The sequence below is a fragment of the Burkholderia sp. Ax-1719 genome, from assembly GCF_011753055.1.
In the GTDB taxonomy this organism is placed as follows: domain Bacteria; phylum Pseudomonadota; class Gammaproteobacteria; order Burkholderiales; family Burkholderiaceae; genus Paraburkholderia.
The window spans coordinates 117,459-138,360 of the sequence record NZ_VWWJ01000021.1 but is presented as its reverse complement, the minus strand read 5'-3'; the positions used below and the strand labels follow the sequence as shown (position 1 = coordinate 138,360).

Genomic DNA, 20,902 nt, shown 5'->3' with positions numbered 1-20,902 from the left:
TTACGCGTTGTCGTCAAGACGCGAAACCCCGGCGAGCCTCATGGGCTGCCGGGGTTTTTCATTTCAGGCTGCTAAAATTCGCGAATTTATGATTCGTTATCCGAATCATGTTGCTTTCGGCATCGGCGTGAATTAATTGCTGAGTCGCGTAATTTTCTGACCCTGAACGCCAAGCCCGGCCATCAATCCTTCCTGACCATAAATAAACGCGTAGACGTCCGAGCGCGCGGTAGTGGTCGACAGATCCGTGCCCATGCCGGAATCTGCGACGACGACACTCGGCCCCGCGCCGACCGACCAGCCATCTGAGCTGTCGAGATACCGCGTCGCTTCGTGCGTCATCAGGAACATGGCTTCCGAATATTGCTGCGCGCCTGCCTGAAGGCCGTACGACACCGAACTCGCGTTGTAGTAGCCGAGCACACGCCCGTCATGCGAGAACAACACGCCATTGCCGCCCGAGCCGCCAACCAGCAGACCTGCCTTCAGGATGCCCGGAAAAATCAGGATGGCAGTGGCATGGGTGCGCAATTCGCGTGCGCGAGGCGAGCTTGCGTAAAGCTGGTTCAGCGCCGCACGCGCATCGCGTTCGAGTTGTGCGCGTGAGTTCGTTTCGTTAGCGGTCGGTGGCGTGGCGCTCGTTGTCGACATGCCCGTGGTCGAACAGGCTGCGACGAGCAGGGCGGAAACTAGTGCGGAAAGCAGCGCGGCGATGCGCAGAGGTCGGGTTGACATGAGTGGGGCGCTCCTGGTTCGTTGGCGATGAACCTCGCCAGCGCACTCGATGACGCCGCGGGCCGGCGAGGACGTCGGATCTTAGCGAGCAGTCCTGCCGGTCTCTTTGTCCTGGTCATGGCTTGTGGTCGATTAGCGCGCGCGTCGTGCATCCAGCGGTGCGCTATCATGACGGGCATCAAATTCGCGTCGTATTTCTGATGGGCATTCTGTGTCGCTTCCTCCTCGTTTGCGTGTTTGCGCTGCTTGGCATGCGCGGCGCGAACGCGTGCGAACACATGCCGCATGACGCGGTTTCCGTGAGCCATGTCACGCACGCGCAGGCGATGCAGCGCGCTCATTGCAGCGGCGTCGACCGCTCCGGTTGCACCCATCACGCGGGCTGTTGCAGCGTGGGCTGCGGCCTGCATTGCTGGGCGCCCACGCTCGAATCCCGTATCGATACCCATACGAGCGCGCATGACGCCCCGTCAGTGCGAGTCGCCGCCTTGCGCGCCGGGATCACCCACGCGCCGCCTTTGCCTCCTCCTATCGTCTGAACGCCCGTCGCTGACGATGTGCTTCGCACACCATGACGAACGTGTGCGAACGCGATGCCCGCTTGCGCGCCGCGCAGGCAGACGTATTTGAGGAATTCATCGATGAAACGCAGAGTGTTTTTGTCCGGCGTGCTGGGCGCCGCTACCGCCTCGATCTTCGCGCGCGCGTCGGTCGCTGGGGAATCTGGCGATGGCATGTCGGGGATGGCCGGCATGAGTCACGCGCCGGCAGCGTCGCCGCTCGCGGCGGTTGATGCGCTGCCTGCCGGCGCGCCGCTTGCCGGTTTGCGCACGCTCGCCAACGAAAGCCGCGAAGCAGGCGTGTTCCGCGCGACGCTGATCGCGCAACCCGCCGCACATGCTTTGCTCGCGGGACAGCCGGCCACCACGTTCTGGCAATACGACGCGAACGCAGCGCATCACGAAGGGCCGGTGATCGGCCCGTTGATCGACGTGCGCGAGGGCGATCGCGTCGAGATCCGTCTGGTCAACCGCCTCGCGCAGCCCACGACGATTCACTGGCACGGCTTGCCCGTGCCGCCCGACCAGGACGGCAACCCGGCGAATCCGGTCTTGCCAGGCGCGGAGCACACCTATCGCTTCACCTTGCCGAAAGGCAGCGCGGGGACTTACTGGTATCACCCGCATCCGCATATGCATACGGCGGAGCAGGTGTTTCGCGGGCTGGCGGGGCCGATCATCGTGCGTGCTGCCGACGATCCGCTCGCGGCCTGGCCCGAACGTCATCTGTTCGTCTCGGATCTGAAGCTGGCCGCCGATGGAACGATTGCCGCGAACAGCATGATGGACTGGATGAACGGCCGCGAAGGTCAGTTCGTGCTGGTGAACGGTGCGCGCGAGCCGCGCATCGACATCGTGCGCGATGAGCGCTGGCGCGTCTGGAACGGCTGTAACGCGCGGTATCTGCTGCTGGCCTTCGACGATGGCCGCGCCTTCGCGCAGGTCGGCACGGACGGCGGTTTGCTGGGCGTGCCGCGTGAAGGTGTGACGTCGCTGTTGCTCGCGCCTGGCGAGCGCGCCGAATTGATCGTGCGTGCGGGGCAGGGCGCGTCGGCGGCGCGTCTGCTCGCGGCGCAATACGACCGTCGCAAGATGGCAATGACCCACGGCAGCTTGCCGCCCACGCCTGCGGTCACGCTCGCGCAGGTGCAGTTCGCGCCGCAGGGCGACGGCGAAGAGACGAACAAGGCGCTGCCCGCACAGCTGCGCCCGATCGCGCCCCTGGTGCCATCGGATAGTCAAAAATCCGTCGTATTTAGCGAAGCGATGGACATGCACGCGATGCACCAGCCGGGTGCATCAAAGATGGGCATGCCCCAAGGTATGCAATTCATGATCAACGGTGCGTCATACGACCCCGCACGCATCACACTCGCGAGCCGGCGAAATGAGGTCGAGCAGTGGACGATTGCGAACCAGACCGATATGGATCATCCGTTCCATTTGCACGGCACGCAGTTCCAGGTGCTTGCGCGCGAGATCGATGGCAAACGTGTGAGTGAGCCTTTGCTCGCCTGGCGCGACACGGTCAACGTGACGCCAGGTGAAAGCGTGCATATCGCGACCGTTCAGCGCGATGCGGGCGATCGCATGTTCCATTGCCACATCCTCGAACATGAAGATCTCGGCATGATGGGCACGCTGCGTGTGACGTAATGCTTAATTAGCACGCGCAAATGAAATGAATGTGAAAAAGTGTGTCGGCGCGATGTGATATTCCAGGTGTTTTATTCAAAATGCCTGGGCGCGAATAAAGTACGCATAAAAATCGTTCGCACAAAAAAAGAAACCCGGCCGAAGCCGGGTTTCCAAGGTACGGGTACCGAACGTATCAGGCTGCTGCCTGAATGTTCGATGCCTGTTTACCCTTCGGGCCTTGCACGACCTCGAAGCTCACCTTTTGACCTTCTTTGAGGGTCTTGAAGCCATTCATTTGAATAGCCGAAAAGTGAGCGAACAGGTCCTCGCCGCCTTCATCCGGCGTGATGAACCCGAAACCCTTCGCGTCGTTGAACCACTTGACCGTACCGGTTGCCATACCAACTTCCCCTGTAACTCATGTCACTACCACGAGCAGTTCGAAAAGCTAAACGTTCGCGGAATGCGAGCGCCCCCTCCTCACAAGCTCACCAACGGCATTTTTTCGAAATTAAAGGCGGTTGAAAAAAGTGCCAGCTTGATTGTTGAGGCTCTTTATTCTGGTGTCAAGAATATTTTGAGACGTTCAGTTGCGCGTTGTAAAGATCGCATTTCCAGGGTTTTTCCGGCTTTTCTAGCGGCCTTTGCTGCTGCGAAGCGCAGTGGGTTGCCGATCCGCGCATCGGGTTCGCTTTTTGTCCCTACGCCAACGATGGGGTTGCACGACCCATCTTGAAAAGTCGCATAATCGACTCACATGGGAAGCACTGCAACGGCACACCCGAAAGCGACGCTTTGGCGGACATTGGAGGTGTGGTGGCACGGAATCTGTTTGTCTGCGTGCGCAGGCTGACAAATCGAGGCGGAATCGGCCGAGGGCACTGCCCACGCGAGCGCGCAGGTTGTGCGATACTCGATTCAACGGTGGCGCGAAAGCTGCTGGCAGGAAGATTCGAACCGGCCCCGCAGCCGGGCGCCCAAGCAAGACCACGCATGATGCGGTCGGGGCGAAGTTGATCGAGCCCGGAACGGAGAAGGCGCAGGGATTGCTCGCAGGATGCAGGGCGCCGGAGCCAGCTTCACCGGACGGCCGGTCGGGTTTCGGCAGGATTGCGGGCCTGTCCGAGTTGTTTAGAATGGGTGTATGGCGATTATCCCGGACAAGCAGGATTCAACTGTACTGGAGCGGCAGGAGCAAAAGGTCAAACCGCCCTCCATGTACAAGGTCGTCCTGATGAACGATGACTACACGCCGATGGAATTCGTCGTGATGGTCGTGCAGGAGTATTTCAATAAAGACCGCGAGACCGCAACGCAAGTTATGTTGAAGGTCCATCGCGAGGGCAGGGGTGTTTGTGGGGTCTATACGCGGGACATCGCGTCGACCAAAGTTGAGCAAGTCGTTACCCACGCACGGCAGGCCGGGCATCCGCTGCAGTGTGTGATGGAGGAAGCATGATTGCCCAGGAACTGGAAGTCAGCCTGCACATGGCGTTCATGGAAGCACGTCAGGCGCGGCATGAGTTCATCACGGTCGAGCACCTTTTGCTGGCATTGTTGGACAACCCAACAGCCGCAGAAGTGCTGCGAGCGTGCGCCGCGAATATCGAAGACCTGCGACAGAACCTGCGCAACTTCATTCACGACAACACCCCTACGGTGCCCGGTACGGATGACGTCGATACGCAGCCTACCCTTGGGTTCCAGCGCGTGATCCAGCGCGCGATCATGCACGTGCAGTCCACTTCCAACGGCAAGAAGGAAGTCACGGGTGCGAACGTGCTGGTTGCGATCTTCGGCGAGAAGGACTCGCACGCGGTGTACTACCTGCAGCAGCAGGGCGTCACGCGTCTGGACGTCGTGAATTTCATTTCGCATGGCATTGCCAAGACCGGCAGCGGCGAAGCCGCCAAGTCGAGCGACGCCAACGCTGAAGCGGAAGACGCCGCAGGCCAGAAGGAAACCCCGCTCGCCCAGTTCACGCAGAACCTGAACCAGATGGCGAAGGATGGCCGCATCGATCCGCTGATCGGGCGCGAGTCCGAAGTCGAGCGCGTGGTGCAGGTACTCTGCCGCCGCCGCAAGAACAATCCGCTGCTGGTGGGCGAAGCTGGTGTTGGCAAGACCGCGATCGCGGAAGGCCTCGCATGGCGCATCACGCGCGGCGAAGTGCCGGACATCCTTGCGGACGCACAGGTTTATTCGCTCGACATGGGCGCGCTGCTCGCGGGCACCAAATACCGCGGCGACTTCGAGCAACGTCTGAAGACGGTGCTCAAGGAGCTGAAGGAACGCCCGCACGCGATCCTGTTCATCGACGAGATTCACACGCTGATTGGCGCGGGCGCGGCATCGGGCGGTACGCTCGACGCATCGAACCTGCTCAAGCCGGCGCTCTCGTCGGGCACGCTCAAGTGCATCGGCGCGACCACCTTCACGGAATATCGCGGCATCTTCGAAAAAGACGCGGCCCTGTCGCGTCGTTTCCAGAAGGTCGACGTGATCGAGCCGACGGTCGAACAGACCGTGGCGATCCTGCGTGGCCTGAAGTCGCGCTTCGAAGAGCACCACGGCGTGAAGTATTCGTCGGGCGCGCTCAACGCGGCGGCTGAGTTGTCGGCACGCTTCATTACCGACCGTCATCTGCCCGACAAGGCGATCGACGTGATCGACGAAGCGGGCGCGGCGCAACGCATCCTGCCGAAGTCGAAGCAGAAGAAGACCATCGGCAAGAGCGAGATCGAAGAGATCATCTCGAAGATCGCGCGCGTGCCGGCGCAAAGCGTGTCGCAGGACGATCGCAGCAAGCTGCAGACGCTCGACCGCGATCTGAAGGCCGTGGTGTTCGGCCAGGATCCGGCCATTGACGCGCTGTCGGCTTCGATCAAGATGGCGCGCGCGGGTCTGGGCAAGACGGACAAGCCGATCGGCTCGTTCCTGTTCTCGGGTCCCACGGGCGTCGGCAAGACCGAAGTGGCGCGTCAACTGGCGTTCACGCTCGGCATCGAGCTGATCCGCTTCGACATGTCCGAGTACATGGAGCGTCACGCGGTCAGCCGTCTGATTGGCGCGCCGCCGGGATACGTTGGGTTCGACCAGGGTGGTCTGCTCACCGAAGCCGTCACGAAGAAGCCGCACTGCGTGCTGCTGCTCGACGAAATCGAGAAGGCGCACCCGGACATCTTCAACGTGCTGCTGCAGGTGATGGATCACGGCACGCTGACGGACAACAACGGCCGCAAGGCGGATTTCCGCAACGTCATCATCATCATGACGACGAATGCGGGCGCCGACACGATGAACAAGTCGACCATCGGTTTCACGACTCGCCGCGAACAAGGCGACGAAATGGCCGATATCAAGCGCCTGTTCACGCCGGAGTTCCGCAACCGTCTGGATGCGACGATCAGCTTCCGTGCGCTCGATGAGGAAATCATCATGCGCGTGGTCGACAAGTTCCTCATGCAACTGGAAGATCAGCTGCACGAGAAGAAGGTCGATGCGCTGTTCACCGATGCGCTGCGTGCCCATCTGGCCAAGCACGGTTTCGACCCGCTCATGGGTGCGCGCCCGATGCAACGCCTGATCCAGGACACGATCCGCCGTGCGCTTGCCGACGAACTGCTGTTCGGCAAGCTCATGAACGGTGGCCGCGTGACCGTGGACGTCGATGCGGACGACAAGGTGCTGCTCACGTTCGACGAGCAACCGGCCACACGTCCGCCCGAGGCGGTCGAAGTAGAATAAGCGGTTTCCGCTTCAGGTCAGCCGGAACGGCGCGGACTTCACGGTCCGCGCCGTTTTGTTTTGTGCGTGCAATTTCGTCTATTGGCGGCGAATGTGTGTGCATCGTCGGCAAATGGCCGCATGCCGTAGAGGGTGAAGGTGAGTTCAGATAAAAAGGGTGCGTTCGATGCGATCGTCGAGCGCGAGCGCGGTCTGCGCCGTGGGCTGTCCGCTGGACAGATGACGATGATCGCCATCGGCGGCGCGGTCGGTACGGGTTTGTTTCTTGGCAGCGGCTTTGCCATCAGCTTTGCCGGGCCGGGCGTGCTCATTTCCTACGCGATCGGCGCACTGATCGCCTTGCTGCTGATGGGCGCACTCGCCGAGATGACGGTGGCGCATCCCACGTCCGGCTCGTTCGGCGCGTATGCCGAGCACTACATCGGGCCGCTCGCGGGCTTTCTGGTGCGTTATGCGTACTGGTCGGCGTATGTGCTGGCGGTGGGCACCGAGGTATCGGCCATCGCCGTCTACATGAAGTTCTGGTTCCCGCACGTGCCGGGCTTGTACTGGATCGTCGGTTTTTCGGCGGCGCTGATCGTCGTGAATGCGATGAGCGTGCGCGCCTACGGTTCCATCGAATACCTCTTTTCCAGCCTGAAGATCGCCGCCATCGTCGCGTTTATCGTGCTGGGCGCGTGGTTCGTCTGGCATGCACCGGCGGATTCGGGCGTGGGCGTGGCGAACTACACCTCGCACGGCGGCTGGCTGCCCAAGGGCTGGTGGGGCGTGTGGGTGGGCACGATCGTCTCGCTGTTCAGCTATCTGGGGCTTGAGACTATCGCGGTGGCCGCCGCTGAAGCGCAGGACCCACAGCGCGCCGTCACGCGCGCGTTCCGTGCGACCGTCGTGCGTCTCGTGCTGTTCTATCTGCTCACGCTCGCGCTGATGCTCGCGATCGTGCCGTGGACCGCAGCGGGCGGCAACGAAAGCCCGTTCGTGAAGGTGATGGCCGAAACCGGTGTGCCGTACGCGGCAGGCGCGATCAACTTCATCGTGCTGGTGGCCGCGCTCTCGGCGATGAACAGCCAGCTCTACATCACCACGCGCATGATGTTCAGCCTGTCGCGCGCGGGCTATGCGCCTGCGGTGTTCGGGCGTCTCACGCGCCAGGGCGTGCCGACGGCGGCGCTGTCGCTCTCGACCATTGGCATTGCGGTGTCGGCGGTGCTCAACGCGCTGTGGCCGCAGACGGCCTTCACGCTGATGATGTCGATCGCCATGTTCGGCGCGATGTTCACGTGGCTCATGATCTTCGTGACGCAGATTTTCTTCCGCGTGAAGCAAGAGAAAGGGCACAACGCGGAGCCCCTGAAATTCCGCATGTGGGGCTTTCCGTTCACCAGTGTGCTGGGCGCGTTGCTGATGCTCGGCATTCTGGTTGGCACGGCGTTCACGCGCGAGTTCCGCATGACGATGGCGTACGGCGTGGCCTTCCTCGTGGCGCTGACGATCGTCTACGCGCTGTGGTATCGGCGACGGGAGCAGCCTGCCGCGGCATCCAGCGCGACACGCTAAAAACAAAAAAGCACGCTCAAGAGCGTGCTTTTTTATTGCCGCAAGCAAGCGACGAAGCTTAATGCTTGCCCGTGCTGCCGAAACCGCCTTCGCCGCGCTGGCTCGCTTCGAAGTCGTCGACGATGTTGAACTGCGCCTGCACGACCGGCACGATCACGAGTTGCGCGAGGCGCTCCAGCGGGTTCAGTGTGAAGGTGGTATGGCCGCGGTTCCAGGTGGAGATCATCAGCTCGCCCTGGTAGTCCGAGTCGATCAGGCCGACCAGGTTGCCCAGCACGATGCCGTGCTTGTGGCCAAGGCCCGAGCGCGGCAGGATCAGCGCGGCATAGCCCGGATCGGCGAGATGGATGGCCAGACCCGTCGGGATCAGCTTGGTCTCGCCCGGTTCGAGCGTCACCGGCGCGTCGAGGCACGCGCGCAGATCGAGGCCCGCGCTGCCCGGCGTGGCGTAGTGGGGCAGCTGGTCGCGCATGCGTTCGTTGAGGATCTTGATGTCGATTTTCATGGGGTTCCGCATGGGTTCCGTTCAGGTTCGAGGCAGTTTATCGAGGTAATTCAAACGCCTCGGCGAGTAATTCGTAGGAGCGCAGGCGCGCCTTGTAGCTGCCTGCGACGGTGAGCACGATGAGTTCGTCGGCGTTGAAGCGCTCCTGCAGCGCGTGCAGGCGCTCCGTGACGCTTTCGGGCGTGCCGATGATGCTGCGCGGCTTTTCGCGGTCGATCACGATCTGCTCGCGTTCGCCGTATTCCTGCGCGCGGCCTTGTTCGAGACTCGGGATCGGCGCGTTCAGGCCGTAGGCCATCTGCACGCGGCGCAGATCGACGGCTTTTTCGAGGTCGGCGGCTTCGGCTTCGGTATCGGCGCAGATCGCGAACACCGCGCAGGCCAGATACGGCTTTGCCTCGTGGCCCGGCTGGAAGCGGTCGCGATACGCATTCGCCACCAGATGACCGAAGTGCGCGTTGATGAAATGCGCGAACGAGAAGCGCAGGCCCAGTTGCGCGGCGAGCTCACCGCCGAAGTCGCTGGAGCCAAGCACCCACAACTGCGGACGCGTGGCGATCTGCGGTTGCAACACCACGCCATTGGCGAGATGGTCGGACGCAAGCGTGCCGTCCATCAGGCCAACCAGATCCTGCACCTGCTGGGCGAACTGATCGCCGCGATTGTAGGCGCCCGCCGCGACCGCTTGCGCCGTGCGCATGTCGCCGCCCGGCGCACGGCCCACGCCCAGATCGACGCGGCCCGGAAACAGTGCTTCGAGCATCATGAACTGCTCGGCGACCTTGAACGGGCTGTAGTACGGCAGCATGATGCCGCCCGAGCCGATGCGGATGCGCTTCGTCACGCTGCCCAGACGGGCGAGCATGACTTCGGGACAGGGATTGCACACGCCCAGCAGGCCGTGGTGCTCGGCGCACCAGTAGCGCGTGTAGCCGAGATCATCGGCGAGTTGTGCAAGCTCGATGGTGGCGGCGATAGCGTCCGCCGCGCTGTGCCCGGCGATGACGGGCGACTGGTCCAGTACGGAAAGCAATGTCATGGCAGCTCCTTCAATGACATGCACGAGGCTCGCGCCTCGCTGCATGCATCAGGACAGGATGCCCGTATCCGGCAGGCGTTTCGCGATTTCGGCGATCAGCGTCTGCGCGAGCGTGACCTTGGCGGCGCGCGGCAGCGGCGTGCGGCCGGCCGGCTCGAACAGCACGACTTCATTGTCGTCCTGACCGAAGGTGAGTGGGCCCAGATTGCCGATCAGCAGCGGCACCTTCTTGCGCGCGCGCTTTTCTTCGCCGTGCACGTCCAGATCGCCGCTTTCCGCCGCGAAGCCCACACAGTAGGGCGGATTGGGCAGCGCGGCGACCGAGGCGAGAATGTCGGGATTCTCGACGAAGGAGAAGGTGGGCATGCGATGCTCCGCCGTCTTCTTGATCTTGTGCTCGGCGACGTGATCGACGCGCCAGTCGGCCACGGCGGCCACGCCGATGAAGACATCGGCATCGGGCACGCCGCGCATCACGGCGTCGTACATCTGCTGCGCGGTCTGCACGTTCTCGCGGTACACGCCCCAGGGCGTTTCCAGCGCGACCGGACCGGCGACCAGATGAACTTCGGCGCCGGCCTGCTGCGCCGCGCGCGCGAGCGCAAAGCCCATCTTGCCGCTCGAACGGTTGGTGATGCCGCGCACCGGATCGAGCGGTTCGAACGTCGGCCCGGCGGTAATCAGCAGCTTGCGGCCCGCGAGCACCTTGGGCGCGAAGAACGCCACGATCGCTTCATAAACGGCTTCCGGCTCCAGCATGCGCCCGTCACCGACTTCGCCGCAAGCCTGCGGGCCGGAATCGGGGCCGAGCGTTTCGATGCCGTCTGCGCGGATCTGCGCGACGTTGCGCTGCGTGGCCGGGTTCTGCCACATCTGCCGGTTCATCGCGGGCACCACCAGCAGCGGACAATCGCGCGCGACGCACAGCGTCGAGAGCAGATCGTCGGCGAAACCGTTGGCGAGCTTGGCGATGAAATCGGTCGAAGCGGGCGCGATGACGATGGCGTCCGCTTCGCGCGACAGGTCGATGTGCGCCATGTTGTTGGGCACGCGACCGTCCCACTGGCTCGTGTAGACCGGGCGGCCCGAGAGCGCCTGCATCGTCACGGGCGTGATGAACTGCGTGGCGGCCTCGGTCATCACGACCTGCACGGTCGCGCCGGCCTTGGTCAACAGACGCGTCAGCTCGGCGATCTTGTAGCAGGCGATGCCGCCCGACATGCCGAGCACCAGATGGCGCCCAGCCAGTTCGCCAGAGTTAGCTGCGGAGGTGTTCAAGTCAACGCTCCTTCAGGAGAGGCCCGAGCTTCAGCGCGAACCGCGCACGCGGCGCAGCTCGTCGAACACCAGCAGCACCGCGCCGACGGTGATCGCGCTATCCGCGACGTTGAACGCGGGCCAGTGCGACGCGCCCAGATGGAAGTCGAGGAAGTCGATCACATGGCCGTACATCAGGCGGTCGAGCACGTTGCCGAGCGCGCCGCCCAGGATCAGCGCGAGCGCCGTGCAGAAGAGGCGTTGCCCCGCATGACGCTTGAGCAGATAGCCGATCACCACCGCCGCCACCACGCCGAGCGCCGTGAAGGCCCAGCGCTGCCAGCCGCCCGCCGCAGCGAGGAAGCTGAACGCCGCGCCCTTGTTGTACACCAGCACGAGGTTGAAGAACGGCGTGATCATGCGGCCTTCGCCATAGGCGAACACCTTCGAAATGGCGATCTTGGTGAGCTGATCCGCGAGGATCACGATCACCGCAATGCCCAGCCACGGCACCAGCGTACCTTTGGTGCCGCCCGCGCCGTTCGGCTTCGCCTGCTTGGACAGGGTCTTGGCCATTATGCGGCGCTCCGGTTTTCGCCGTTACCGAACAGATTCGACACGCAGCGGCCGCACAGGCCCGGGTGCTCGGCGTTCGCGCCCACGTCCTCGCGGTAGTGCCAGCAGCGCTCGCACTTGAGGTACTTCGACGTGACCACTTCGACGCCTTCCTGTTCTTCGCTTTCGACCTTCACGACTTCCGCCGCCGAGGTGATCAGCACGAACTTGAGATCGTCGCCGAGCGTTTGCAGGGCGTCGTAACGCGCGCCGCTCGCGAGAATGCGCACCTCCGCCTGCAGGGACGAGCCGATCTGGTTCGCCACGCGCGCTTCTTCCAGCGCCTTCGTCACGTTGCCGCGTACTTCACGCAGCAGCGTCCACTTGGCGATCAGTTCCGGCGCGTTCGCCACGTCGGGGAACGCGTGGAAGGTTTCGGTGAAGATGGTTTCGCTGTTCGGCTGGAACACCTTCCACGCTTCTTCGGCCGTGAACGAGAGGAACGGCGCGAGGATGCGCAGCAGGCTGTGCGTGATGTGGTGCAGGGCCGTCTGCGCGCCACGACGCGCGGCCGAATCCGGCGCACTCGTGTAGAGACGGTCCTTCAGCACGTCCAGATAGAAGCCGCCGAGGTCTTCCGAGCAGAACGTCTGCAGCTTCGCGACGACCGGGTGGAACTCGTAGCGGTCGTAGTGCGACAGCACGTCGTTTTGCAGCGTGTGCGTGAGCGCCACGGCATAACGGTCGATTTCGAGCCACTGATCGGCGGGCAGCGCGTTTTTCTCGAAGTCGAAATCCGACAGGTTCGAGAGCAGGAAGCGCAGCGTGTTGCGGATACGGCGATAGCCTTCCGTGACGCGCTTGAGAATTTCTTCCGAGATCGCCAGTTCGCCCGAGTAGTCGGTCGAAGCGATCCACAGACGGATGATTTCCGCGCCCAGACGGTTCGCCACTTCATGCGGATCGACGCCGTTGCCGAGCGACTTCGACATCTTGCGGCCTTCGCCGTCGACGGTGAAGCCGTGCGTGAGCAGGGCGTTGTACGGCGGGCGGCCATCGAGCATGGAAGCCGTCAAGAGCGACGAATGGAACCAGCCGCGATGCTGGTCCGAGCCTTCCAGATACAGATCGGCCGGGAATTGCAGTTCTTCCGCGTGCGAGCCGCGCAGCACGTGCCAGTGCGTCGTGCCCGAGTCGAACCACACGTCGAGCGTGTCGCGGTTCTTCTCGTACATGTTGGCGTCGTCGCCCAGCAGTTCGCGCGGGTCGAGCGTCTGCCACGCTTCGATACCCGAGACTTCGACGCGCTTGGCGACTTCTTCGAGCAGCTCCAGCGTGCGCGGATGCAGCTCGCCGGTTTCCTTGTGCACGAAGAAGGCCATCGGCACGCCCCATTGACGTTGACGCGACAGCGTCCAGTCCGGGCGGTTGGCGATCATCGAGAACAGGCGCTGCTTGCCCCACGACGGGTAGAACGCGGTGGCTTCGATGCCTTCGAGCGCGGTTTCGCGCAGCGTCTTGCCGCCGTCCTTGGGCGTCACGTCCATGCCCGCGAACCACTGCGAGGTGGCGCGGTAGATGATCGGCGTCTTGTGGCGCCAGCAGTGCATGTAGCTGTGCAGGTACTTTTCGCTGCGCAGCAGGGTGCCGGCGGCGTCGAGCGCGTCGACGACCTTCGGATTCGCGTCCCAGATCGACAGGCCGCCGAACAGCGGCAGCGATTCGACATAGCGGCCATCGCCCATCACCGGGCTGATGATGTCCGAGTCGGCCATGTTGTGCGCCTTGCACGACACGAAGTCTTCCACGCCGTAGGCAGGCGCCGAGTGCACGATGCCCGTGCCGGTGTCGGTCGTGACGTAGTCGCCCAGATAGATGGGCGAGGTGCGCTTGTAGCCCGGATGCGCCGAAGCGAGCGGGTGGTTGAAGCGCAGTTCCGAGAGCTTTTCGCCCTGGGTGGTGGCGATGACCGTGCCTTCCAGACCGAAGTCCTTCAGGCAGGCTTCGACGCGCTCGGTTGCGAAAATCAGCAGGCCGCGCGGCGTATCGACCAGCGCGTACTCGATTTCCGGATGCACGTTGAGCGCCTGGTTCGACGGGATCGTCCAGGGCGTCGTCGTCCAGATGACGATGCCGCCTTCTTCGCGCGGCAGCGCGGGCAGGCCGAACGCCGCCGCCGTTTCTGCCGGCTGCGCGAACGTGAACAGCACGTCGATGGTCGGATCGGTCTTGTCCTTGTATTCGACTTCCGCCTCAGCCAGCGCCGAGCCGCAGTCGAAACACCAGTTCACCGGCTTCAGGCCGCGGAACACATAACCCTTTTCGATGATCTTCGCGAGTGCGCGGATTTCGCCCGCCTCGTTCGCGAAGTTCATGGTCTTGTACGGGTTGTCCCAGTCGCCCAGCACGCCCAGACGCTTGAAGCCGAGCTTCTGCGTCTCGATCTGGCCCGACGCGTACTCGCGCGCCTTCTTCATCACTTCCTGGGCAGGCAGCGACTTGCCGAACTGCTTTTCGATCTGGATTTCGATCGGCATGCCGTGGCAGTCCCAGCCCGGCACGTAGACCGCGTCGAAGCCCGCCAGATTGCGCGCCTTGACGATCATGTCCTTGAGGATCTTGTTCACCGCGTGGCCAAGGTGAATATCGCCGTTCGCATACGGCGGGCCATCGTGCAGGATGAACTTCTTGCGGCCCTTCGAAGCGGCGCGGATCTTCTTGTAGATCCCTTTCTCTTCCCACTCCTTGACCCATTGCGGCTCGCGCTTGGGCAGATCGCCGCGCATCGGGAACGCGGTATCGAGCAGATTGACGGGGTACTTCGATTCGGACTTCTGCGGCTTGCCGGAGGATGCTTTCTTGTCGCTCATGGTGAGATCACGGTGAATTCGGGGATTGCACGGCGTCAGCATTGCGGCTTAGCCGCGCAACCGTCGCCTCGCGCGCCTTTCACGGCGTTTGCCGCGTGGCGCTGGGGGCGGGGCGGTCCATTCGGGCGTCGCGCTGGCTCGATGTCGATCAAGCCGGGCGCGATGCCCGCGGACCGCAGGTCACCTAATTCGGTCGGTCGCCGACGTGGCGAAACCGTTGGAACGGCCGCCGGGCACATCGGCGCCCACGGCCACGCCTGCTGCCGCGAACCACGCGCGGGCATTCGTCACGTCGCGGGCGATGGCGGCGGTCAGCGTTTCGAGGTCGGCGAACTTCTCCTCGTCACGCAGCTTTTTCAGAAATTCGACCCGCACGAGCTTGCCATAGGCGTCGCCGTGCCAGTCGAGCAGATGCACTTCGAGCAGCACGCGGCCCGAATCGTCCACGGTCGGGCGCAGGCCGAGGCTGGCGACGCCGGGCAGCGGATGGTCGGCGAGACCATGCACCTGCACGACGAAAATGCCCTTGAGCGCCGGACGCTTGTGGCCGATCGGCAGATTCAGCGTGGGAAAGCCGAGATCGCGGCCCAGTTTCAGGCCGTGCGTGACGTGCCCGCTGATCTCGTAGCCGCGGCCCAGCGAAGCGCGCGCCGCGTCCAGATCGCCCGCGGCAAGCTGGGTGCGCACCGCCGAGCTGGAAATGCGCACGCCGGACGGATCGGCCACGGTCGCCATCTGTTCGACTTCGAAGCCGTGTTCCGCGCCCGCCACCTGCAGCGAAGCGAAATCGCCCGCACGCTTCGCGCCGTAGCGGAAGTCGTCGCCGATCATCATCCAGCGCGCGTGCAGGCCGCCCACGATGATGCGCGAGACGAAGTCGTCCGGCGACTGGCTCGCGAAGGTGTGGTTGAAGTGCTCGACCACCACGCGGTCCACGCCGTTTTCGCGCAGCGCTTCGAGCTTGTCGCGCAGCATGGCGATGCGCGGCGGGGCGCTTGCGGGGTTGAAGAACTCGCGCGGATGCGGTTCGAAGGTCATCACGCAGACGGGCAGGCCGCGCGCGTCGGCGGCTTCGCGCACGCGCGCAAGCAACGCCTGATGCCCGCGGTGGACACCGTCGAAATTGCCGATGGTGAGCGCGCAGGGCGCGCGGCTTTCGGCATTGGGAAGACCGCGGAAGACTCTCACGATAACGGAACCTGAGCAGACGCCGGCCAGGCGTCCTGTATATGACCGAATTTTGACCGGATGAGACCAGTTTGGCGGCGGTGGGCCGCGACGGAACAGGAGATTATAAACGCACGAGACGCCGATCGCCGCCGCCCGAACGTTGGGCGTGCCGCCCAATGATAAAATCCGCGGATGAAAAATCTCGTCATCCTGATTTCGGGGCGGGGCAGCAACATGGAAGCCATCGTGCGCGCCTGTGCGCACGAAGCCTGGCCGGCGCGCATCGCCGCCGTGATTGCCAATCGCCCGGATGCCGCGGGGCTTGCCTTTGCAGCCTCGCACGGCATCGCCACGGCGGTCGTCGATCACCGCCAGTATCCTGATCGCGCCAGCTTCGACGCGGCGCTCGCGCAGACCATCGACGCTTATGCGCCCGACCTCGTCGTGCTCGCGGGTTTCATGCGCGTGCTGACCGAAGGCTTCGTCCAGCATTATTCGGGCCGGATGCTCAACATCCACCCGTCGCTGCTGCCGAGCTTCCCGGGTCTCAAGACGCACCAGAGCGCGCTCGACGCGGGTTGCCGCGTGCACGGCGCGACGGTGCATTTTGTCACGCCCACGCTCGATCATGGTCCGATCGTCGCACAGTCGGCCGTACCGGTGCGCAGCGGCGACGACGCCGCCACGCTTGCCGCGCGCGTGCTGAAAACCGAACACACGATGTACCCGCGGGCGATCCGCTGGTTCCTCGAAGGGCGCCTCGCGCTCGACGGCGAACGCGTGACGCTCACACCGCCCGAGCCGCAATGGCTCTTCCTTGACGACGCAAACGAAACACAAGCACACACCGCCGGGGAGGGCGTATGAAGCTACATGGTTTTCTGATTGGACAAACTGAGACGTTGCTGGCCGACGTTCTGAAATTCACCGGTCCTGCCGACGCAGTGACGAGCCGCTTCTTCCGCGAGCATCCGAAGCTTGGCCACGGCGAGCGCGGCGTGATCGCCGAAGCGGTGTTCGCAGTGCTGCGCCGCCGCATGGAGTTCGCGCATCTGGCCGAAAGCGGCACGGGCAGCCCGACGCGCCGTCTCACGCTGCTGGGCCTGATGGCCACGGCGGGCCGTGGTGCGATTCGTCCCTTTCTGTCGGACGCCGAAGCGAACTGGCTCGAACACGTCGCGAAGATCGATCCGGCCAGCCTGCCGCTGCGCGTGCAGCTGAACCTGCCCGAGTGGATCTACAAGGCGCTCGAACCGCGTTTCGCACCTGCCGAAATGGCGCAACTGGCCGCCGCGCTGAACTATCCGGCGCCGCTGGACCTGCGCTCGAATCCGATCAAGGCGAGCCGCGAAGAATTGCTGCGCGCGCTCTCGCAGGCGGGCATCGAAGGCGGCGAGACGCCGTTCGCGCCGTTTGGCGTGCGCGTGACGGGCAAGCCGGCGCTCTCGAAGCTCGATTCCTTCAAGGACGGCTGGTTCGAGGTGCAGGACGAAGGCAGCCAGTTGCTGTGCACGCTGCTCGCGCCGCGCCGCGGCGAAATGGTGGTGGACTTCTGCGCAGGCGCGGGCGGCAAAACGCTGGCGCTGGGCGCGATGATGCGCTCGTCGGGCCGTCTGTATGCGTTCGACATCTCGGACAAGCGTCTGGCCAAGCTCAAGCCGCGTCTCGCGCGTAGCGGCCTGTCGAACGTGAATCCGGTGCTGATCGACAGCGAACACGACGCGAAGATCAAGCGCCTGATCGGCAAGATCGACCGCGTGCTGGTGGACGCGCCTTGCTCGGGCCTCGGCACGCTGCGCCGCAATCCCGACCTCAAGTGGCGTCAATCGCCGGAATCGATCGCGGAACTCGCGCCCAAGCAGCTGTCGATTCTCACTAGCGCCGCGCGCCTGCTCAAGCGCGGTGGCCGTCTCGTCTACGCGACCTGCAGCATCCTGGAAGCCGAAAACGAAGCCGTCGTAAAGGCGTTCCTCGAAGCGCATCCGGACTACGTGCTGATTCCCGCACGCGACGTGCTGGCGGACCAGCGCGTGGGTCTCGATACGGGCGACTTCTTCTCGCTGTGGCCGCACCGCCACGCCACGGATGGCTTCTTTGCCGCCGTGCTGGAGCGTCGCGGCGACGCGCAGCCCAAGACGAAGAAGGCCAAGGCCGAAGCCACGCCGGACGAAGCGGCCGCTGCGAGCGAAACCGCCGACGCGATCGCCAAGGCCCAGCAGCCCGAGGCTGCCGAGCCGGACGCCGCGCTCGAATAAGCGCATAGTCGCGTTCTAACGCGACCAGCGACGTGCAGGCGCGGGGCCGTCCGGTGCAGACCGGGCGGCCCCGCGTCGCATGGACGCTCCTTTCTTTGATCTCTACGTATTACCCGACGCGAAAGCGCTCATGATGGAAAACCGTTTGCTCTCTCATATGCTGGGCGGCGTGATCCGCGACTTTGGTCAGCCGGTCATGCTCTGGCAGTCCGGCGTGCTGATCGGCGCGCTGCTGCTGGCCTGGCTGCTCGCGCGCCTGCTGCGCCACGCGCTCGAAGCGCGCCGCCAGGATCGCTACGAAGCGCTGCGCTTCGGCGCCGAAAGTCTCACCCGCGCGCTGTTCCCGCTGATCGGCGCGGGCTGCGTCTGGGGCGCGCGCGAAATCGCCAGCAATTTCATCCACACCTCGCTGCTCAATCTGGCCCTGGTGCCGCTGTTCGGTATCGGGCTGATCTATATCGCGTTCTTCTTCGCGCGGCGCGTGTTTGGCCGCGACGGGCAAACGCACGCGTGGCTGTCGATCGTCGAAAAGCTGGTTTCGTTGATCGTCTGGCTCGGCATGCTGTTCACGGTGCTCGGCATTCAGGACGATGTGCTGGCGTGGATGGAGAGCGTGCGCTTTCGCATCGGCACGGCGCATGTGAGCCTGCTGTCGCTCTCCAACGGCATCCTGTGGGTCTGCGTGACCATGGTGGTGGCGGTCTGGGCGGGCGCGGCGCTGGAAGACCGTCTGATGCGCGCGACCACCATCGACGCCAATCTGCGCGTCGTGCTCGCACGCGTGGGCCGCGCGCTGCTGGTGTTCGCGGCAATCCTGTTCAGCCTGTCGATCGTCGGCATCGACATTACGGTGCTGGGCGTGTTCGGCGGCGCGCTGGGCGTGGGGCTGGGTTTCGGCTTGCAGAAGATTGCGAGCAACTATGTGTCGGGCTTCATCATCCTGATCGACCGCTCGTTGCGTCTGGGCGACACCATCAACGTGAGCGGCCTCGCGGGCAAGGTCACGCAGATCCGCACGCGTTACACGGTGGTGCGCGGCCTCGACGGCGTGGAAACGCTGATTCCTAACGAAAAGCTCATCACCGACGTGGTACAGAACCAGTCGTCGTACCTGACGCGCGGCTACGCGAAGGCGGCGGTGCAGGTCGCTTACGACACCAATATCGACGAGGCGATGGCGCTGCTGGCCCGCGCAGCCGAAGGCGTCGAGCGGGTCTTGAACGATCCGGCCCCGACCCCATATCTGGCAGGCTTCGGTGCGGATGGCATCAACCTGGAGCTGGGCTTCTGGATCGCCGATGCGGCCAACGGAACGTCGAGCGTGCGCTCAAACGTGAATCTGAACATCTGGCGCTTATATAACGAGCACGGCATTTCGATTCCGTTCGCGCAGCGCGAGGTGAGAATCGTCGGCCAGGGCGCTCAAGGGTTTGCGATCGCTTCAGAGGCGGCCGCGCCTGCCGTTAAAACAGGCGAGGCAAGCGGGGCGGTCCAGGCCCGCTAGATCGGAGTAGCGGGAAGGGGAGCCCGGGCGAAAGTTTGAAGCGTCTGGAAGGGCCGAATCAGGTGCGGCAAAGCGCCTCCAGGGGCGAAAATTCGGTGTCCAGACGTTGACTCAGACGTCATTAGGGAAAAAAATCTTCATTTGTTACAAACACTTGGAACGGTTCTAGTAGAATGCCGTCCAACCTCTCCTGAACGCTTTCACTTTTCTGACAACCGCGTAAGGCCACAAGCCGGCGCGCTTCGTTTCACGGGTACGAACCTTGTTGAATTCCCTGCTTGATTTTCTCGCCCATGGGGTGCTGCATTTCTCGTGGTGGCAGATCCTGCTCTGCGCGCTCGCGGCCACGCACGTCACGATCGTCGGCGTCACGGTGTATCTGCACCGTTGCCAGGCGCACCGCGCGCTCGACCTGCATCCCATCGCGAGCCACTTTTTCCGTTTCTGGCTGTGGATGACCACGGGCATGCTCACGGGCCAGTGGGCGGCGATCCACCGCAAGCACCACGCCAAGTGCGAAACCGAAGAAGATCCGCACAGCCCGCAAACGCGCGGCCTGATGAAGGTCATGCTCGAAGGCGCCGAACTCTATCGCGCCGAAGCGAAGAACGAAGAAACGCTGCGCCGTTTCAGCCACGGCACGCCTAACGACTGGATGGAGCGCAACGTCTACACGCGCTACCCGATCCTCGGCGTGAGCATCATGATGGTGATCGACGTCGCGCTGTTCGGCGTGGTCGGTCTGTCCGTCTGGGCCGTGCAGATGGCGTGGATCCCGTTCTGGGCCGCCGGCGTCGTGAACGGTCTGGGCCACTTCTGGGGCTATCGCAACTTCAACTCGTCGGATGCCAGCACGAACCTGATCCCGTGGGGCATCATCATCGGCGGCGAAGAACTGCACAACAACCACCACACCTTCGCGACTTCCGCGAAGCTGTCGAACAAGTGGTACGAGTTCGATATCGGCTGGATGTATATCCGTCTGATGTCCTTCGTGGGCCTCGCCAAGGTCAAGAAGGTGGCGCCTACGCCGCGTCTGGCCAAGGAAGGCAAGCTGATCGCCGACCATGAAACGCTGCAGGCCGTGCTGTCGAACCGCTACGAAGTGATGGCGCGTTACGCCAAGGCCGTGAAGCAGGCCTATCGCCAGGAACTGGCGCACCTCAAGGAAGTGGGCGAGCGTGAGAAGTACAAGCTCATGCGCGGCGCGAGCAAGTGGGTCGCCAAGGAAGAAGCCAGCCTGAACGAGCCGCAAAAGCGCCAGCTGCCGCAGATTTTCGCCAACAGCCAGAAAATGCGTACGTTCATCGAACTGCGCAACGAACTCGCGCAGATCTGGGACCGTTCGAGCGCTTCGCGCGAACAACTGCTCACGCAGCTCCAGGATTGGTGCCATCGTGCCGAACAAAGCGGCATCAAGGCGCTTCAGGAATTCGCGTCGCGTCTGCGCCGTTATGCCTGATACGGCCTGATGCCCCCTGCGTGACCTGAAGAAAATCCATTAGAATTC

At 63.6% G+C, this 20,902-nt stretch carries 17 protein-coding genes; 9 read left to right on the top strand and 8 right to left on the bottom strand.

The window, feature by feature from the left end:
* Positions 1-132: 132 nt before the first annotated feature.
* Entirely contained in the window at positions 133-735 is a 603-nt protein-coding gene (locus tag F3J17_RS27870) for a lipid-binding SYLF domain-containing protein (protein ID WP_167066800.1), read from the bottom strand.
* A gap of 641 nt (positions 736-1,376) precedes the next feature.
* On the opposite strand from F3J17_RS27870, the gene F3J17_RS27865 reads away from it, so the two are divergent.
* A complete protein-coding gene (locus F3J17_RS27865) occupies positions 1,377-2,951 on the top strand; it encodes a multicopper oxidase family protein (protein ID WP_167066797.1) in 1,575 nt (524 codons plus the stop codon).
* A gap of 175 nt (positions 2,952-3,126) precedes the next feature.
* Here the strand turns inward: F3J17_RS27865 and cspD are convergent, their stop codons facing one another.
* Positions 3,127-3,333 carry a cold shock domain-containing protein CspD gene (gene cspD / locus F3J17_RS27860; protein WP_017776809.1) on the bottom strand — a complete coding sequence of 69 codons (207 nt, stop codon included), beginning with the start codon at positions 3,331-3,333 and terminating at the stop codon, positions 3,127-3,129.
* A gap of 63 nt (positions 3,334-3,396) precedes the next feature.
* On the opposite strand from cspD, the gene F3J17_RS36075 reads away from it, so the two are divergent.
* The 4 genes from F3J17_RS36075 (at position 3,397) to F3J17_RS27845 (ending at position 8,237) form a co-directional block, all read left to right on the top strand.
* Positions 3,397-3,669: a hypothetical protein gene (locus F3J17_RS36075; RefSeq protein WP_205194998.1), complete on the top strand. Its 273-nt coding sequence runs from the start codon at positions 3,397-3,399 to the stop codon at positions 3,667-3,669.
* 408 nt (positions 3,670-4,077) lie between these two features.
* On the top strand, positions 4,078-4,392 hold the full coding sequence (clpS, locus tag F3J17_RS27855) for an ATP-dependent Clp protease adapter ClpS (protein WP_167066794.1): 315 nt from the start codon (positions 4,078-4,080) through the stop codon (positions 4,390-4,392).
* On the top strand, positions 4,389-6,680 hold the full coding sequence (clpA, locus tag F3J17_RS27850) for an ATP-dependent Clp protease ATP-binding subunit ClpA (protein WP_027817519.1): 2,292 nt from the start codon (positions 4,389-4,391) through the stop codon (positions 6,678-6,680). The genes clpS and clpA overlap by 4 nt, the downstream gene beginning before the upstream one ends.
* Positions 6,681-6,818: 138 nt before the next feature.
* Entirely contained in the window at positions 6,819-8,237 is a 1,419-nt protein-coding gene (locus tag F3J17_RS27845; protein ID WP_345891259.1) for an amino acid permease, read from the top strand.
* A gap of 58 nt (positions 8,238-8,295) precedes the next feature.
* Here F3J17_RS27845 and dut read toward each other — a convergent pair whose 3' ends face one another.
* The 6 genes from dut to F3J17_RS27815 form a co-directional block, all read right to left on the bottom strand.
* Positions 8,296-8,742, bottom strand: coding sequence for a dUTP diphosphatase (dut, locus tag F3J17_RS27840; RefSeq protein WP_167066791.1), 447 nt, complete (start codon positions 8,740-8,742; stop codon positions 8,296-8,298).
* Positions 8,743-8,779: 37 nt separating this feature from the next.
* A complete protein-coding gene (locus F3J17_RS27835; RefSeq protein WP_167066788.1) occupies positions 8,780-9,781 on the bottom strand; it encodes an LLM class flavin-dependent oxidoreductase in 1,002 nt (333 codons plus the stop codon).
* Positions 9,782-9,829: 48 nt separating this feature from the next.
* On the bottom strand, positions 9,830-11,059 hold the full coding sequence (gene coaBC / locus F3J17_RS27830; protein ID WP_275692929.1) for a bifunctional phosphopantothenoylcysteine decarboxylase/phosphopantothenate--cysteine ligase CoaBC: 1,230 nt from the start codon (positions 11,057-11,059) through the stop codon (positions 9,830-9,832).
* 30 nt (positions 11,060-11,089) lie between these two features.
* Positions 11,090-11,614: a signal peptidase II gene (gene lspA, locus F3J17_RS27825; RefSeq protein WP_167066785.1), complete on the bottom strand. Its 525-nt coding sequence runs from the start codon at positions 11,612-11,614 to the stop codon at positions 11,090-11,092.
* Positions 11,614-14,463, bottom strand: a complete 2,850-nt coding sequence (gene ileS, locus F3J17_RS27820; RefSeq protein WP_167066782.1) for an isoleucine--tRNA ligase — start codon at positions 14,461-14,463, stop codon at positions 11,614-11,616. Before ileS ends, lspA begins: the two co-directional genes overlap by 1 nt.
* Before the next feature lie 180 nt (positions 14,464-14,643).
* On the bottom strand, positions 14,644-15,651 hold the full coding sequence (locus tag F3J17_RS27815; protein ID WP_167066779.1) for a bifunctional riboflavin kinase/FAD synthetase: 1,008 nt from the start codon (positions 15,649-15,651) through the stop codon (positions 14,644-14,646).
* 174 nt (positions 15,652-15,825) lie between these two features.
* Between F3J17_RS27815 and purN the strand changes: the two genes are divergently transcribed.
* The 4 genes from purN to F3J17_RS27795 all read left to right on the top strand — a co-directional run bounded on the left by purN (position 15,826) and on the right by F3J17_RS27795 (position 20,854).
* Complete coding sequence (gene purN / locus F3J17_RS27810) at positions 15,826-16,500, top strand: phosphoribosylglycinamide formyltransferase (protein ID WP_167066776.1); 675 nt, start codon at positions 15,826-15,828, stop codon at positions 16,498-16,500.
* A complete protein-coding gene (locus F3J17_RS27805) occupies positions 16,497-17,888 on the top strand; it encodes an RsmB/NOP family class I SAM-dependent RNA methyltransferase (RefSeq protein ID WP_167066773.1) in 1,392 nt (463 codons plus the stop codon). The genes purN and F3J17_RS27805 overlap by 4 nt, the downstream gene beginning before the upstream one ends.
* 133 nt (positions 17,889-18,021) lie before the next feature.
* Positions 18,022-19,392, top strand: coding sequence for a mechanosensitive ion channel domain-containing protein (locus tag F3J17_RS27800; RefSeq protein ID WP_167066851.1), 1,371 nt, complete (start codon positions 18,022-18,024; stop codon positions 19,390-19,392).
* Positions 19,393-19,654: 262 nt separating this feature from the next.
* The gene (locus F3J17_RS27795; protein ID WP_167066770.1) at positions 19,655-20,854 is read left to right on the top strand and encodes an acyl-CoA desaturase; all 1,200 of its coding nucleotides are present in this window, start codon (positions 19,655-19,657) and stop codon (positions 20,852-20,854) included.
* Positions 20,855-20,902: the final 48 nt, after the last annotated feature.